This is a genomic window from Comamonas testosteroni (assembly GCF_030505195.1).
Taxonomy (GTDB): domain Bacteria; phylum Pseudomonadota; class Gammaproteobacteria; order Burkholderiales; family Burkholderiaceae_C; genus Comamonas; species Comamonas testosteroni_G.
The window spans coordinates 511671-526139 of record NZ_CP129672.1 but is presented as its reverse complement, the minus strand read 5'-3'; the positions used below and the strand labels follow the sequence as shown (position 1 = coordinate 526139).

Sequence of the window (14469 nt, the reverse complement as noted above, 5' to 3'; positions counted from 1 at the left end):
AGCCGCTGCGGTATCGATTCGTCTCTATGCGAGCCATGGGTCGAGTTGGTGCCGGGCTACTGCCGGGCTACTACCGAGTTTCAGCCGGGCTGCGGCAGTCAAGTGCTGCAGATGCTGACCTTACGGGTCCGGAGCGAAGTCTGGACGCCTTGCGCCGCAGCGCTGATGCCAGAGCCGGGGCAAGCTACAGCGACGCTGAGACGCGGCGGCGCCAGAAACAAAAAACCGCATGGCAGCCATGCGGTTTTTGATAACGGCCTTGTCTTGCGCCGTTGTGAAGTGCTCGATTTACTTCTGCGCCAGAATCCAGGCCACCAGCTTCTTGGCATCGGCGTCGTTCACCTGGGGATTGGCGGGCATGGGCACGGGGCCCCACACGCCGGAGCCGCCCTTCATGACTTTGGCAGCCAGCTTGTCTGCAGCATCCTTTTGGCCTGCATACTTGACGGCCACATCCTTGAATGCGGGACCAACCAGCTTCTTGTCAACAGCGTGGCAGGCCATGCAGTTCTTGGACTGCGCCAGGGCCTGATCGGCCATGGCAGGGGCCACGGCAGCGGCGGAAAGGGCGAAGGCGATCAGAAATTGCTTCATCATGAGTTCCCAGGGTGCGGGGTTAAAGTTGATCTTTTAGCGCATTGTAGTGCTTGGGTTGTGTACTCTCCAGTGCACTCTGTGTTTTGGAAAATCAACCAAAAAGGGGATGTATGTATCTGTTAGGTTTGGCGATCGTGTTGTCTGTGCTCAAGCTCGTAGAGATCGGGCCTGTCGCAGGCTGGGGCTGGTGGCCGATTCTGGCCGTTTATGGCGCGGCTGCCGCCTGGTGGGCCTGGGCCGATGCTTCCGGCTATACCAAGCGCAAGGCCGTGCAGAAGATGGATCAGCGCAAGAAAGAGCGTATCGAACGTCACAAGCAAGCCATGGCACCGGGTCAGCGACGTCGTTGAGCAGCGAATCAGGCATCGTGATTGACGATGTCTTGCGATTGTTTTGCCTGACAGCCCGCCATGGGCTAGGCATCGCTGCCTTGCAGTGCTGGGCCATAATCCAAAGAATCATTTCCCGATAACGTCTTATAGCGAATCCCATGCCCGCATACCGTTCCAAAACCTCCACTGGCGGCCGCAACATGGCCGGTGCGCGCGCCCTGTGGCGTGCCACCGGCATGAAAGATGGCGATTTTGACAAGCCCATCATTGCGATTGCCAACTCCTTCACCCAGTTCGTGCCCGGCCATGTGCACCTGAAGGATCTGGGGCAACTGGTCGCGCGCGAGATCGAGGCGGCCGGCGGTGTGGCCAAGGAGTTCAACACCATCGCCGTGGACGATGGCATCGCCATGGGCCATGACGGCATGCTGTATTCGCTGCCCAGTCGCGACCTGATCGCGGACTCGGTCGAGTACATGGTCAATGCTCACTGCGCCGATGCGCTGGTGTGCATCTCCAACTGCGACAAGATCACCCCCGGCATGTTGATGGCCGCGATGCGCCTGAACATTCCGGTGATCTTTGTTTCCGGCGGCCCCATGGAAGCCGGCAAGACCCGGCTGGCCAACCCCGAAACCAAGACCATCGAGTTCAAGAAGCTGGACCTGGTGGATGCCATGGTGATCGCGGCCGATCAGCGCTATTCCGACGCCGAAGTGGCCGAGGTGGAACGCTCCGCCTGTCCGACCTGCGGTTCCTGCTCGGGCATGTTCACCGCCAATTCGATGAACTGCCTGACCGAAGCGCTGGGACTGTCCCTGCCCGGCAACGGCACCGTGGTGGCCACGCATGCCGACCGCGAAGAGCTGTTCCTGCGCGCAGGCCGCCGCATCGTCGAGCTGGCCCGCGACTATTACGAGAACGACAACGACAGCGTGCTGCCGCGCTCCGTGGGCTTCAAGGCGTTCGAGAACTGCATCACGCTGGACATCGCCATGGGCGGCTCCACCAATACCATCCTGCACTTGCTGGCCATCGCCCAGGAAGCGGGTATCGATTTCACCATGGCCGACATCGACCGCCTCTCGCGCGTCGTGCCTCAGCTGTGCAAGGTGGCGCCCAACACGCCCAAGTACCACATCGAAGATGTGCACCGCGCCGGCGGCATCATGGCCATCCTGGGCGAGCTGGACCGCGCCGGCAAGCTGCACACCGATGTGCCCACGGTGCACGCCAAGACCATGAAGGATGCGCTGGAGCAGTGGGACATCATGCGCACGCAGGATGAGGCCGTGCGCCACTTCTATATGGCCGGCCCGGCCGGCATTCCCACGCAGGTGGCGTTCAGCCAGAACACCCGCTGGCCCAGCCTGGATGTGGACCGTGCCGAAGGCTGCATCCGCAGCTACGAGCACGCTTTCAGCAAGGAAGGCGGCCTGGCCGTACTGCGCGGCAACATTGCGCTGGACGGCTGCGTGGTGAAGTCCGCGGGCGTGGACGAGTCGATCCTGGTGTTCGAAGGCCCGGCCCATGTGGTCGAGTCGCAGGACGAGGCCGTGGCCAACATCCTGGCCGACAAGGTCAAGGCCGGCGATGTGGTCATCGTGCGCTACGAAGGCCCCAAGGGCGGCCCCGGCATGCAGGAAATGCTCTACCCCACCAGCTACATCAAGTCCAAGGGTCTGGGCAAGGCGTGCGCGCTGCTGACGGACGGCCGCTTCTCGGGCGGTACCTCCGGCCTGTCCATCGGTCACTGCTCTCCAGAGGCGGCAGCCGGCGGCGCGATCGGTCTGGTGCAGAACGGCGACATCATCCGCATCGACATTCCCAACCGCAGCATCAACATGCTGGTCAGCGACGAAGAGCTGGCCCGCCGCCGTGAAGCGCAGAATGCCAAGGGCTGGAAGCCTGCCCAGGCGCGTCCCCGCAAGATTTCGGCTGCCCTCAAGGCCTACGCCAAGCTGGTGACCAGCGCCGACACCGGCGCCGTGCGCGACCTGTCGCTGCTCGACGACTAAGTTACGTTTGTTTCGTCATTTCGTCAGTGCGGACTCCCGTGCTGACGGACAATCGCACAGCCGCTCGATGCAAGTCGCGCGGCTGTTTTTATGGTCTTGCCGGAAAGTGATCTCCATGTCTTTCGCTGTTCGCCCCTCCTTCTTGTTCAAGACCGCAGGGCTGCTGGCCTTGCTGGGGGCATTGACGGCGCAGGCTGCAGAAGGGCGTTATCCGCAGCGTCCCGTGCGTCTGGTGGTTCCTTTCACGCCCGGAGGCTCTACCGATATCGTGGCGCGCCTGGTTGCCGATGCCATGCACACGACTCTGGGCCAGCCCGTGGTGGTCGACAACCGCTCCGGCGCCAGCGGCTTCATCGGGGCCGAGGCCGTGGCCAATGCGGCTCCTGACGGCTACACGATCGGCCTGGGCACCATCAGCACGCTGGTGGTCAATCCCATCATGCTGCCCCAGTCGGCACGCATAGATCCTGCCAAGGCCTTTGTACCGGTGGTTGCACTGGCGTCCATTCCGTCGGTGTTCTCTGTGCATCCGAATATGGGTGTACAGAACTACGCCCAGTTCCTCACCGTTGCGCGCAGCAAGCCGGGTCAGTTCAATATCGGATCGGCCGGAGTGGGCTCCATCGGGCATCTGATTGCCGAACGCCTCAATGCCGATCTCAAGCTCAAGTTGCACCACATTCCCTACAAGGGGCAGGGGCCGGTGATCAGCGGCGCACTGTCGGGCGAGACCCAGGTGCTCAGCGATCAATACCCTTCGTCGGCAGCGCATGTGGCTGCGGGCCGCCTGATGGCGTTCGCCGTGGCCGCGCAGGAGCGCCTGCCGGCCCTGCCGCAGGTGCCTACGTTCAGGGAGCTGGGTCACCCTGTGCTCAACGATCTGGCCATCACCTGGTTCGGTATCGTTGCGCCGGCAGGAACGCCTCAGGCCGTCGTGACCAGGCTCAACGGCGCAGCCAACGCGGCCCTGCAGGAGCCTGCAGTGCAGGAGCGGTTGCAGGCCATGGGCGTGCATGTATTGGGCGGCGCACCGCAGCGCTTGAGCACCATGATGGATGAGGCCGCCAGGGTCGTGCGCCAGACCGTGCGCGAGCAGGGTCTGGCGGCGGACAAGCCGCATTGACGCTTCACATGGGACTGCCGGTGCCCGATGCCGCAGTCATCCAGGCCGTGGTTGGGCGTCTCTGAGGTCTTTGGATCGACGAATGAGGCCTTGCAGCGTTCTTGGTGCATGCAGTTTTGCAGAAACGTCATCGGCCTGCGGCACAATGCCTGACATGCTGATGTATCCGCACATTGATCCTGTAGCCGTGCAGATTGGCCCGCTGGCCGTGCACTGGTATGGCATAACCTATCTGGTGGCCTTTGGTCTGTTCCTGTTTCTGGGCACGCGCCGACTGCACCATCCTCCATTCAAATACATGACGGGCGAGCGTGCCTGGTCGCGCAAGGATGTGGAGGACATTCTCTTCCTCGGCGTGCTGGGCGTGGTCGTGGGCGGGCGCATCGGCTACTGCCTGTTCTACAAGCCTGGCTACTACCTCTCGCATCCGCTGGAGATTCTTGCCGTCTGGCAGGGCGGCATGAGCTTTCACGGCGGCCTGCTGGGCGTCATCGGCTCCATGATCTGGTTTGCGCGCTCGCGCAAGCGCAACTGGCTGGAAGTCGCAGATTTTGTGGCGCCTTGTGTGCCCACAGGGCTGGCTGCGGGTCGGATCGGCAACTTCATCAACGGCGAACTCTGGGGACGTTTTGCGAGTGCCGATCTGCCCTGGGCCATGGTGTTCCCGCAAAGCGGCTCCATGCTGCCGCGTCATCCCTCGCAGATCTATCAATTTCTGATGGAAGGGCTGCTGCTGTTTTTCATCCTGTGGCTGTACGCGCGCAAGGAGCACAAGCCCGGCCAGGTCTCGGCGGTATTTCTGATCGGCTATGGGGCCTTCCGCTTCATTGCAGAGTACTTCCGCGAGCCCGACGACTTCCTGGGCATTCTGTCTTTGGGCATGAGCATGGGGCAGTGGCTGTGCATTCCCATGATCGTGGCGGGTGTCCTCATGTGGGTGTGGTGCGGCAAGCGCCAGGCCTACGAGGTTCAGCGAACCATGGCTTGAAGGCCAGATCCTCGAAAAACGCAGACTTCGGTCTGCGTTTTTCATGGTGCGGTGTGCGAGGTGGAAAAACTACACATAATGGCTGAAAGCGTTACTGCAATTGCGGTATCTGCTTCTTCAATGAGAGCATGATGGTGCTGGAACAAGGAGATGCATATGGGTTGGGCAGCCGAGTGGATTGAGCAAACCAAGCTGTGGGTGCGTGGTGCTGAGGGCGAGAAGGGCGACGGCCGGCATCGCCCGCTGGCGCAACGCCTGGAGGCCACCTTGCGTCGTGGGGAGGAGGCGCTGTCGCCGCGCGAGCTGCGTCGCTTGCTGCAGGACATGCAGCAGGTGGCCGATACCGCGCTCAGCGACGTGGAAGGCGGCCGTCACGCGCAGGTGCTGATGGAGTGGTATGGCAATGCCGATCTGGCCGCACGCAAGGACTTCTGGCTGCTGGCGATCGAAAAGTTCGGCCCCGATGCCAAGGCCTTGCAGGCGGCACGCGAGCGCTACGACAAGGCGGGCAGCGATGTGGAGCGCGGCGAGGCCGAGATGAGCCTGCGCCGCGCCCTGGTTTCATCGCGCACGCGGCTGCTGCAGCGTTTTGCCCAGCCCAGGGGCGGCATGGGCTTTTTGGTCGATATGCGTGCCGAACTGCTGGCTTTGCCCAAGGCCGAGCAGCACTATGTGGCGCTGGACGCCGAGCTGGAGCATCTGTTTTCCAGCTGGTTCGATGTGGCCTTGCTGGAGCTCAAGAGCCTGAACTGGGATTCGCCCGCATCGCTGCTCGAAAAGCTGATCAAGTACGAGGCTGTGCACGATATCCGCAGCTGGGCCGATCTGAAAAATCGCCTCGACAGCGACCGCCGCTGCTATGGGTTCTTTCACCCGCGCATGCCCAATGTGCCGCTGATCTTTGTGGAGGTGGCACTGCTGGACAAGATGGCGGGCAGCATGGCTCCGCTGCTGGACGAAGCCGCAGCGGCTGCCGATCTGGCCAAGGCCAATACCGCCATCTTCTACTCCATCAGCAACACCCAGACCGGACTCAAGGGCGTGAGCTTCGGCGATTCGCTCATCAAGCATGTGGTGGAGACGCTCACGCAGGAGTTCCCCAGGCTCAAGCAGTTCGCCACGCTGTCGCCCATTCCGGGACTGCGCAGCTGGTTGAGCAAGAACGGCGATGCGGCGCTGGCGGAGCTGGACGACAAGCAAAAGGCGGCTCTGGAAAAAGTGGCCGGCGGAGTGAGTGCCGCGCAATTGCTGGCTGCGCTGGACGACCCCGGCTCGCTGCCGGAAAAATCGGTGGTGCGTCAGGCCGCCATGTTTTGCGCCGCGCGCTATCTGGGTCGGGAAACTGCCAAGGGTCGTCCGCTGGATGCCGTGGCACGCTTTCACCTTGGCAACGGTGCGCGCGTGGAGCGCCTGAACTGGGCGGCAGACCTGTCGTCCAAGGGGCTCAAGCAATCCATGGGGCTGATGGTCAACTATCTGTATGACCTCAAGCGCCTGGACAAGCACCGCAGCCTGTTGGCGCAGAGCAAGATTCCCGTTTCCTCGGAGATCGAATCGCTGTGCAAGGGTTGAGTGCATCGCGACTCGCGCTGCACCCGGCCTGAGCCGGCTTTTGCTGCTGCGTCTTCCAACCACAAGCCCGGCGGCAGCGATGCCGCTGACCGGGCGCGCAGAGGAGACATGCATGCAGGATTCTTGGGCAAAGAGCGTGGGTTTGCAGCGGCGCACGCTGCTTAGGTCGACGGGGGTGTTTTTGGCGGCAGGGGCATCGGGCTGGGCGGGCCTGGCCCAGGCATCGGAATGGCCGAGCAGGCCGGTCAACCTGATCGTGCCTTTTCCTGCCGGCGGCGGCACCGACACCTTTGCCAGACCGTTCTCTGCCCAGTTCGCCAAGACCTCGGGCAAGACCCTGGTGATAGACAACCGCGGTGGTGCGGGCGGCACGCTGGGCGCCAGCATTGCGGCCAAGTCCGCGCCAGACGGCTACAACTTCTTCATGGGTGGGACCCACCATGTGATTGCGCCATCAGTCTATCCCAAGCTCGATTACGACCTGGAGCGTGACTTCATCCCGCTGGCGCTGCTGGCCAGCGTGCCACAAGTCGTGGTGGTCAATCCCAAGAAGGTGACGCATGCCAGCTTGCAGGCCCTTGTGCAGGACCTGCGCGCCAACCCCGGCAAGTACAACTATGCCTCGGCAGGGCCGGGTTCCTCGCACCATCTGGCGGGCGAGCTGTTCAAGCTGCAGACCAAGACCCAGATCACCCATATTCCCTACAAAGGTGCAGGCCCTGCACTGCAGGACCTGATAGCGGGCAATGTGGACATGCTGTTCGACGGCCTGGGCTCATCGGCCCAGCATATCAAGGGTGGCCGCATCAAGGCCTTGATGGTGGCGGGTGCCAAGCGCAACCCTGCCTTCCCCGATGTGCCCAGCGCTGCCGAGTGCGGTCTGCCGGACTTCACCGTCACCACCTGGTATGGACTATGGGCGCCCAAGGGGACGCCAACTGCCGTGCAGCAGCAGATGCTGGACGAGGTGCGCAGGATCGGAGCAGCCGAGGACATCAAGGCTGCCTGGGCCAAGAACGGCGCCGACTATGGGCAGCTGAGCCAGCCGCAGTTTGCAGCCATGGTGCAAAGCGAGATCCAGCGCTGGGCCCATGTGGTCAAGGCGGCGAATGTGAAGATTGACTCCTGAGCCCGCTGGCTGCTTTGCGGGGCGGCCTTTGCGGGCGCCCCATTTGAAGAAGTGCGTTTTTTCAGTGCCTGCTGCCATCAGTCAGGCCAGGGCCGGGCCTATGATGGCCATGGACCTTTTGCTTTCACCGTTGTCGAGTTCGACAGCATCACGATGACCGACATGCCTCAAGCCAATCTTTTCAGCGCGCTGCGCGCTGCGTTTCCTGCGGATCTGACGAAAAATGCCGTGGAGGCCATCGAGCCCGATGGCTCCAGTCTCTACTACACCTGGGCCGATCTGGAGCAGGGCAGTGCACGCATGGCCAATCTGCTGGCCTCTCTGGATCTGCCCGATGGCAGCCGCATTGCGGTGCAGGTGGAAAAATCGGTCGAAGCCATGATGCTGTACCTGGCCACGCTGCGCAGCGGCCATGTGTTCCTGCCGCTGAACACGGCCTATCAGAGCGCAGAGATGGAGTACTTCATCACCAATGCCGAGCCGGCCGTGGTGGTCTGCGCACCCGGCTGTTTTGGCTGGGTGTCCAAGATTGCGTTCAACCACGGCGTGGGCCATGTCTACACCCTGGGCACCGATCGCACGGGCAGCTTGCTGGAGCGTGCGGTCCACCACAGCGACGAGCACCAGGTCGTTGCGCGCCGCGCCGACGATCTGGCGGCGATTCTCTACACCAGCGGCACCACGGGGCGCAGCAAGGGTGCCATGCTCAGTCACGGCAATCTGCTGAGCAATGCGGCGATGCTCAAGGTCTACTGGGGCTGGAAGGACGGCGATGTGCTGATTCACGCGCTGCCCATCTTCCATGTGCATGGCCTGTTTGTGGCCATTCACGGGGCGCTGCTCAACGGCAGTCCCATGATCTGGTTTGCCCGCTTCGAGCCCGAAGCCGTCATGGCGCGCTTCAAGGACGCGACCGTCTTCATGGGCGTGCCGACCCTTTATGTGCGCATGCTGGCCGATGCCAGGCTGGACCGCGACATGGCCGCGCACATGCGGCTCTTCATCTCGGGCTCGGCCCCCATGCTGATCGAGACCTTCCGCGCCTGGAAGACGCGTACCGGCCACACCATCCTCGAGCGCTACGGCATGAGCGAGACCATCATGCTGACCTCCAACCCCTATCAGGCCGATGCGCGCTACGGCAACGAGGCCGAGCGTCGCGGTGCCACCGTGGGCTTTCCGCTGCCGGGCGTGGGCGTGCGCATTCATGGCGACGACGGCAAACCCCTGCCCGCAGGCGAGATCGGCAATATCGAGGTCCAGGGGCCCAATGTCTTCAAGGGCTACTGGCGCATGCCGGAGAAGACGGCCGAGGAGTTCACGGCCGACGGCTGGTTCAAGACCGGCGATGTGGGCATGCAGGATGCGCGCGGCTACTTCAGCATCGTGGGGCGCAGCAAGGACTTGATCATCTCGGGCGGCTACAACGTCTATCCAGCCGAAGTGGAGGGTTTCATCAACGATTTGCCTGGCGTGGACGAAAGCGCCCTGGTGGGCGTGCCGCACCCGGACTTTGGCGAGGTCGGCGTTGCCGTCATCGTGCCGCGCAAGGGCGCGCAGCTGGATGGGCTGAAGATTCTGGAGTTGCTCAAGGCCAGGCTGGCCAACTTCAAGGTGCCCAAGCGCTGCTATGTGGTGGACAGCCTGCCGCGCAACACCATGGGCAAGGTCCAGAAGAAGCTGCTGCGCGATCGGTATCAGCAGGAGTTCTCCTGAACCTGCTGCCGAGCGTCTCCAGCCGGACGCCAGGCGTTGGTTTTTGGCTGCACTATTGGCTGCGTTTCAGGCGCTTGTCTTTTGACTTGACTCCTGAAAAGTGAGCTGTTTACGCAGTCTAGAAGCCGAATTCAGCATCGAATCGGCCTAAAAATAAAGCAGCTTGTACGCAAGCTGCTTTTAATTTGTGAGTGGCAAACGGCGGCCTCCGAGCGGCATGCGCACTGGATATCAGGGCGAGCCCCGCAAGGGGTGCTCGGCGAGGGTCATCCCCCCGTGCAGATGCCATCCCCTTCCGTGGAAGCCGCGAAGCGGCTCAGGGGGAGTCAATCAGCGCAGCACCAGCACCGGCACGTGTGAGTGCGTCAGCACATGCTGGGTTTCGCTGCCCAGCAGCAGGCGCTGCAGACCCTTGCGACCGTGCGAAGCCATGACTATCAGGTCGCAGTCATGCTTTTTGGCCATCTCCACAATCGACTCGGCCACCAGGTCGGAGTGGGCGATTTCGGTGGTGACATTGACCTTGCGCTCATGGCCAAAGGCTTTGACGCCGTTCAGCAGGGTCTGGGCCTGAGTGGTCCATTGCTCTTCAATGCGCTTGGCTTCCTTGATGTCCAGCAAGTCGCTGCCTTCCAGGTAGCTGCGCGGATAGTGCGAGACAACCTTGAGCGCAATCACGCTGGCGCCGCACAAGGCGGCCAGATCCAGGCCTGCATGCACAGCCTTGTCCGAGAGTTCGGTGCCGTCGGTAGCAATCAAAATGCGGTTGTACATAGCTTTCTCCTTAGGTTGCAGGCGTTGTGAATACAAGCATATGTCGATTGGGCAGTTAACGGTTGATTAATGTCAAGGTGGGTATCATCTGGCGTAGTTACGCTTGAAACATGTCCCAACACACTACTGTCCAGCCTTCCGCGGCAGAGCCTGCTGTTGCTGACACCGGTTTCCTGAACTTGTCCCAGATGCACAGTCATCTGCTGGACGATCCGCAAGAATGGAGCTCGTTTGGTCGCCCCGCCGGCCAGAGCCCCAAGGCTCCAATCTCCGAGAACGCAACCGAGTCCCCGGTGTGGGATTCCTTCGTGGTTCTGGAGGGCATGCACTGTGCTGCGTGCGCGCTGACCATCGAGGAGGCGCTTCGGGCTGTCCCCGGAGTGCAGGCCGCCGAAGTCAGTGCCGCAACGCGCCGAGCCCGTGTCGAGTGGCGTCCCGCCCTGGTGCTTCCATCGCAATGGATGGAGGCCATATCGCGTGCCGGCTACCGGGCCTTGCCCGCGCGCGACGCGTTTGCGCGTGAGCTGCGCCAGGCCGAGACGCGCCGCGCCCTGTGGCGCTGGCTGGTGGCCGGCCTGTGCATGATGCAGGTGATGATGTACGCATGGCCTGCCTATACGGCGCGCCCCGGTGATCTGTCGCTGGAGATGGAGACCTTGCTGCGCTGGGCATCCTGGGTGATTTCTCTGCCTGTGGTGCTGTTTTGCTGCGGCCCTTTCTTCAAGAGCGCGCTCAAGGACATCACCCAGCGCCGCGTGAGCATGGACCTGCCTGTGGCCCTGGGCATGTTCATCGCCTTTGTCATCAGCACGCTGGGCACTTTTGATCCCTCCGGTCCCTTCGGTCAGGAAGTCTTCTTCGACTCGCTGACCATGTTTGTCTTCTTCCTGCTCACAGGGCGCTGGCTGGAGCTGCGCCTGCGCGACCGCACGGCCGGTGCATTGGAAGCCGTGATGAACCGGCTGCCGGATTCGGTGCTGCGTCAGCAGCCTGACACAGGCGAGTTCGAGCGCGTGGCCACACGCCGGTTGCGCGTGGGCGATGTGGTGCGCGTGCTCACGGGCGAGGCTTTTCCCGCAGACGGCCGGATTCTGCGCGGTACCACCCATGCCGATGAGGCACTTCTGACAGGCGAATCCACGCCTGTTTTGCGTGCGCAGGGCGATGCAGTCACCGCCGGCAGCTACAACCTGGACAGTGTTGTCGATGTGAGAGTGGACAGCGTGGGTGAGGGCACCCGCTTTGCGCAGATCGTGAATCTGATGGAAAGCGCTTCGCTGCAAAAGCCAACACTGGCCCAGCTGGCCGACAGGGTGGCCCGTCCTTTCCTTGTCGTGGTGCTGCTGGCGGCGCTGGCTGCGGCCATCTGGTGGTGGCCTGCCGATCCGGGCAAAGCCATGATGGTGGCCGTGGCCGTGCTCATCGTCACCTGCCCCTGTGCGCTTTCTCTGGCAACGCCCGTGGCCATGCTGACGGCGGCCGGCACCCTGGCGCGCAGCGGCGTGCTGGTGCGCAATCTGCAGGGGCTGGAGGCGCTGGCTGCGGTGGATACGTTGGTGTTCGACAAGACCGGGACGCTGACGCGCGACGGCCTGGTGCTGCGCGCGCTGACACCTGCCGAAGGTCAAAACACTGATGACCTGCTGGCGCTGGCCGCCTTGCTGGCGCGTCAGTCCATGCATCCCGCTTCCAGGTCCCTGGCGCAGGCGGCCGAGGTGGCCGAGGTGCCTGCCAGCGGGTGGCTGCTGGACTCTGTTCAGGAAGTTGCCGGCAGCGGCCTCGATGTCTGGGTGCAGGCGCGCAGCAATACCGCTTTGCGCCGTCATCTTCGTCTGGGCTCGGCCGCGCATTGCGGCGTGCCCGAGTTGGCACCGGATGAGCCAGGGCAGAGCGTGATGCTGGCCGAACAATTGCAAAGTGGCTGGCTGCCCCTGGCGCAGTTCCATCTGAGCGAGGACGTGCGTCCCGAAGCGGCCCGGGTCATTGCCGACCTCAGGCAGCAAGGTGTGGCGGTGCAACTGCTCTCGGGAGACCGTTCTGCGGCAGTGCGTACGGTCGCCGCCAGACTGGGCATAGAGCGGGCGCAGGGTGATTGCAAACCGCAGGACAAGCTGGCAGCCATGCAGGCGGCACAGGCTGCAGGGCATAAGGTGGCCATGGTGGGCGACGGCCTGAATGACGGCCCAGTTTTAGCCGGAGCGCATGTCTCTTTTGCTTTTGGTAAAGCAGTGCCGCTGGCACAATCGCGAGCAGACTTCGTGGTACTGGGAGACAGCCTGGAGTTAGTGTTGCAAAGCCTGTTGCTGGCCCGACGGACCCTGTCCGTGGTGCGTCAGAACCTGGGCTGGGCAGCAGCCTATAACGCGATCTCTATTCCTCTGGCCCTTGTGGGCTGGATGCCTGCCTGGCTGGCAGGGCTCGGCATGGCGCTGAGCTCCTTGCTGGTCGTCGCCAACGCAGCCCGTCTTGCACGTGCGTTGCCGCTGCAGGCTGCAGATAGCAACGCGTCCGCCCCCGCGCACCTTGCGCCGCGGGGCACCGTCATGCCACTGACTCAAGGAGGCCATTGATGGACATTTTGTATGTATTGATTCCGCTGTCGGTTGTTCTGGTCATGGCCATTGTGGCTGCCCTGTGGTGGGCCGTGTACCGGGGCCAGTTCGAGAGCGTGGAACAAGAAGGCGAGCGCATTCTTCGCGACGATTGATGTGGCTCAACGAGCCCGACCAGAAACCAATGAACACTTTGCAAGATATCTAAGAGGTGCCCGATGGAAGCAACAAATAACAATGCTGTCTATTACGACGACACCGTCGTAAGACAGTTCTCTATCATGGCCGTGGTATGGGGGGTGGTAGGTATGGCGGTGGGCGTGTTTATCGCGTCCCAGCTGGCCTGGCCGGAACTCAACTTCGGCATTCCCTGGCTGAGCTACGGACGTCTGCGTCCGCTGCATACCAATGCCGTGATCTTCGCTTTTGGTGGCTCGGCGCTGTTCGCGACCAGCTACTACGTGGTGCAACGCACCTGCCAGACCAAGCTGTTCATGCCCAAGCTGGCCAGCCTGACCTTCTGGGCCTGGCAACTGGTTATCGTCGGCGCTGCCATCAGCCTGCCTCTGGGTTACACCCAGGGCAAGGAATACGCTGAGCTGGAATGGCCCCTTGACTTGCTGATCGCCGTGACATGGGTGTCCTACGCCATTGTGTTCTTCGGCACTATCGGCATCCGCAAGGTCAAGCACATCTATGTGGCCAACTGGTTCTTCGGCGCCTTTATCCTGGCCGTGGCCCTGCTGCATATCGTCAACAATATTTCCATCCCTGCGGGCTGGATGAAGAGCTACTCGGCTTACGCTGGCGTGCAGGATGCAATGGTTCAGTGGTGGTACGGGCACAACGCCGTGGGCTTCTTCCTGACCGCCGGCTTCCTGGGCATGATGTATTACTTCATCCCCAAGCAGGCGGGTCGTCCCGTGTACTCGTATCGCCTGTCGATCGTGCACTTCTGGGCGCTGATCTTCACGTACATGTGGGCGGGTCCTCACCACCTGCACTACACCGCTTTGCCTGACTGGGCCCAGTCCGTGGGCATGGTGTTCTCGCTGATCCTGCTGGCTCCCAGCTGGGGCGGCATGATCAACGGCATCATGACGCTGTCGGGTGCCTGGCACAAGCTGCGCGACGACCCTATCTTGCGTTTCCTGATCGTGTCCCTGTCGTTCTACGGCATGTCCACCTTCGAAGGCCCGATGATGGCCATCAAGACCGTGAACGCGCTGAGCCACTACACCGACTGGACCGTGGGCCACGTGCACTCCGGCGCTCTGGGCTGGGTGGGTCTGATCACCATGGGCTCTCTGTACTACCTGATCCCCCGTCTGTTCGGTCGCGAGAAGATGCACTCCCTGGCCGCGATCGAGCTGCACTTCTGGATGGCGACCATCGGCATCGTGCTGTACATCGCCGCAATGTGGATTGCCGGTGTGATGCAGGGCCTGATGTGGCGCGCTGTCAACCCCGACGGCACGCTGACCTACACCTTCGTGGAAAGCGTGAAGGCGACCTATCCCTTCTATGTGATTCGCGTGACTGGCGGTCTGCTGTACCTGGGCGGCATGCTGGTGATGGCATGGAACACATGGAAGACCGCAATGGCCGGCCGTTCCGTCAAGGTGGCAGTGCCTGCCGTGGTGGCTCACGCTTGAGCATTGAGGAGCA

General features: G+C 62.5%; 12 protein-coding genes. 10 read left to right on the top strand and 2 right to left on the bottom strand.

Features of this window, described 5'->3' with window-relative positions:
- Positions 1 to 288: 288 nt before the first annotated feature.
- Complete coding sequence (locus tag QYQ99_RS02305; protein WP_302093094.1) at positions 289 to 594, bottom strand: c-type cytochrome; 306 nt, start codon at positions 592 to 594, stop codon at positions 289 to 291.
- Positions 595 to 707: 113 nt separating this feature from the next.
- Between QYQ99_RS02305 and QYQ99_RS02300 the strand changes: the two genes are divergently transcribed.
- From QYQ99_RS02300 to QYQ99_RS02270, 7 genes are all read left to right on the top strand, one after another.
- Positions 708 to 947: a TIGR04438 family Trp-rich protein gene (locus QYQ99_RS02300; protein ID WP_302091246.1), complete on the top strand. Its 240-nt coding sequence runs from the start codon at positions 708 to 710 to the stop codon at positions 945 to 947.
- A 140-nt stretch (positions 948 to 1087) separates the two neighbouring features.
- Entirely contained in the window at positions 1088 to 2947 is a 1860-nt protein-coding gene (gene ilvD, locus QYQ99_RS02295; protein ID WP_302091245.1) for a dihydroxy-acid dehydratase, read from the top strand.
- A 115-nt stretch (positions 2948 to 3062) separates the two neighbouring features.
- Complete coding sequence (locus QYQ99_RS02290) at positions 3063 to 4070, top strand: Bug family tripartite tricarboxylate transporter substrate binding protein (RefSeq protein ID WP_302091244.1); 1008 nt, start codon at positions 3063 to 3065, stop codon at positions 4068 to 4070.
- A gap of 145 nt (positions 4071 to 4215) precedes the next feature.
- Positions 4216 to 5058 (top strand): prolipoprotein diacylglyceryl transferase, encoded by an 843-nt coding sequence (gene lgt, locus QYQ99_RS02285; protein ID WP_302091243.1) that lies wholly within the window; start codon positions 4216 to 4218, stop codon positions 5056 to 5058.
- A 156-nt stretch (positions 5059 to 5214) separates the two neighbouring features.
- Positions 5215 to 6630 carry a malonyl-CoA decarboxylase gene (locus QYQ99_RS02280; protein WP_302091242.1) on the top strand — a complete coding sequence of 472 codons (1416 nt, stop codon included), beginning with the start codon at positions 5215 to 5217 and terminating at the stop codon, positions 6628 to 6630.
- A 112-nt stretch (positions 6631 to 6742) separates the two neighbouring features.
- Positions 6743 to 7759, top strand: a complete 1017-nt coding sequence (locus QYQ99_RS02275; protein ID WP_302091241.1) for a Bug family tripartite tricarboxylate transporter substrate binding protein — start codon at positions 6743 to 6745, stop codon at positions 7757 to 7759.
- Positions 7760 to 7921: 162 nt separating this feature from the next.
- Positions 7922 to 9475, top strand: a complete 1554-nt coding sequence (locus QYQ99_RS02270) for a malonate--CoA ligase (protein WP_302091240.1) — start codon at positions 7922 to 7924, stop codon at positions 9473 to 9475.
- A gap of 330 nt (positions 9476 to 9805) precedes the next feature.
- Here QYQ99_RS02270 and QYQ99_RS02265 read toward each other — a convergent pair whose 3' ends face one another.
- Positions 9806 to 10249, bottom strand: a complete 444-nt coding sequence (locus QYQ99_RS02265) for a universal stress protein (protein ID WP_302091239.1) — start codon at positions 10247 to 10249, stop codon at positions 9806 to 9808.
- Positions 10250 to 10437: 188 nt separating this feature from the next.
- On the opposite strand from QYQ99_RS02265, the gene QYQ99_RS02260 reads away from it, so the two are divergent.
- The 3 genes from QYQ99_RS02260 to ccoN all read left to right on the top strand — a co-directional run bounded on the left by QYQ99_RS02260 (position 10438) and on the right by ccoN (position 14456).
- Positions 10438 to 12819, top strand: coding sequence for a heavy metal translocating P-type ATPase (locus QYQ99_RS02260; RefSeq protein ID WP_302093093.1), 2382 nt, complete (start codon positions 10438 to 10440; stop codon positions 12817 to 12819).
- Positions 12819 to 12956, top strand: coding sequence for a cbb3-type cytochrome oxidase assembly protein CcoS (ccoS, locus tag QYQ99_RS02255; RefSeq protein ID WP_003056328.1), 138 nt, complete (start codon positions 12819 to 12821; stop codon positions 12954 to 12956). Before QYQ99_RS02260 ends, ccoS begins: the two co-directional genes overlap by 1 nt.
- A gap of 63 nt (positions 12957 to 13019) precedes the next feature.
- Complete coding sequence (gene ccoN, locus QYQ99_RS02250) at positions 13020 to 14456, top strand: cytochrome-c oxidase, cbb3-type subunit I (RefSeq protein WP_302091238.1); 1437 nt, start codon at positions 13020 to 13022, stop codon at positions 14454 to 14456.
- The last annotated feature ends 13 nt before the right edge of the window (positions 14457 to 14469 follow it).

What these genes read in the sequence shown, in the direction of transcription:
- QYQ99_RS02305 (WP_302093094.1), bottom strand. Translation starts at nt 594, where the DNA reads ATGAAGCAATTTCTGATCGCCTTCGCCCTTTCCGCCGCTGCCGTGGCC.
- QYQ99_RS02300 (WP_302091246.1), top strand. Translation starts at nt 708, where the DNA reads ATGTATCTGTTAGGTTTGGCGATCGTGTTGTCTGTGCTCAAGCTCGTA.
- ilvD (WP_302091245.1), top strand. Translation starts at nt 1,088, where the DNA reads ATGCCCGCATACCGTTCCAAAACCTCCACTGGCGGCCGCAACATGGCC.
- QYQ99_RS02290 (WP_302091244.1), top strand. Translation starts at nt 3,063, where the DNA reads ATGTCTTTCGCTGTTCGCCCCTCCTTCTTGTTCAAGACCGCAGGGCTG.
- lgt (WP_302091243.1), top strand. Translation starts at nt 4,216, where the DNA reads ATGCCTGACATGCTGATGTATCCGCACATTGATCCTGTAGCCGTGCAG.
- QYQ99_RS02280 (WP_302091242.1), top strand. Translation starts at nt 5,215, where the DNA reads ATGGGTTGGGCAGCCGAGTGGATTGAGCAAACCAAGCTGTGGGTGCGT.
- QYQ99_RS02275 (WP_302091241.1), top strand. Translation starts at nt 6,743, where the DNA reads ATGCAGGATTCTTGGGCAAAGAGCGTGGGTTTGCAGCGGCGCACGCTG.
- QYQ99_RS02270 (WP_302091240.1), top strand. Translation starts at nt 7,922, where the DNA reads ATGCCTCAAGCCAATCTTTTCAGCGCGCTGCGCGCTGCGTTTCCTGCG.
- QYQ99_RS02265 (WP_302091239.1), bottom strand. Translation starts at nt 10,249, where the DNA reads ATGTACAACCGCATTTTGATTGCTACCGACGGCACCGAACTCTCGGAC.
- QYQ99_RS02260 (WP_302093093.1), top strand. Translation starts at nt 10,438, where the DNA reads ATGCACAGTCATCTGCTGGACGATCCGCAAGAATGGAGCTCGTTTGGT.
- ccoS (WP_003056328.1), top strand. Translation starts at nt 12,819, where the DNA reads ATGGACATTTTGTATGTATTGATTCCGCTGTCGGTTGTTCTGGTCATG.
- ccoN (WP_302091238.1), top strand. Translation starts at nt 13,020, where the DNA reads ATGGAAGCAACAAATAACAATGCTGTCTATTACGACGACACCGTCGTA.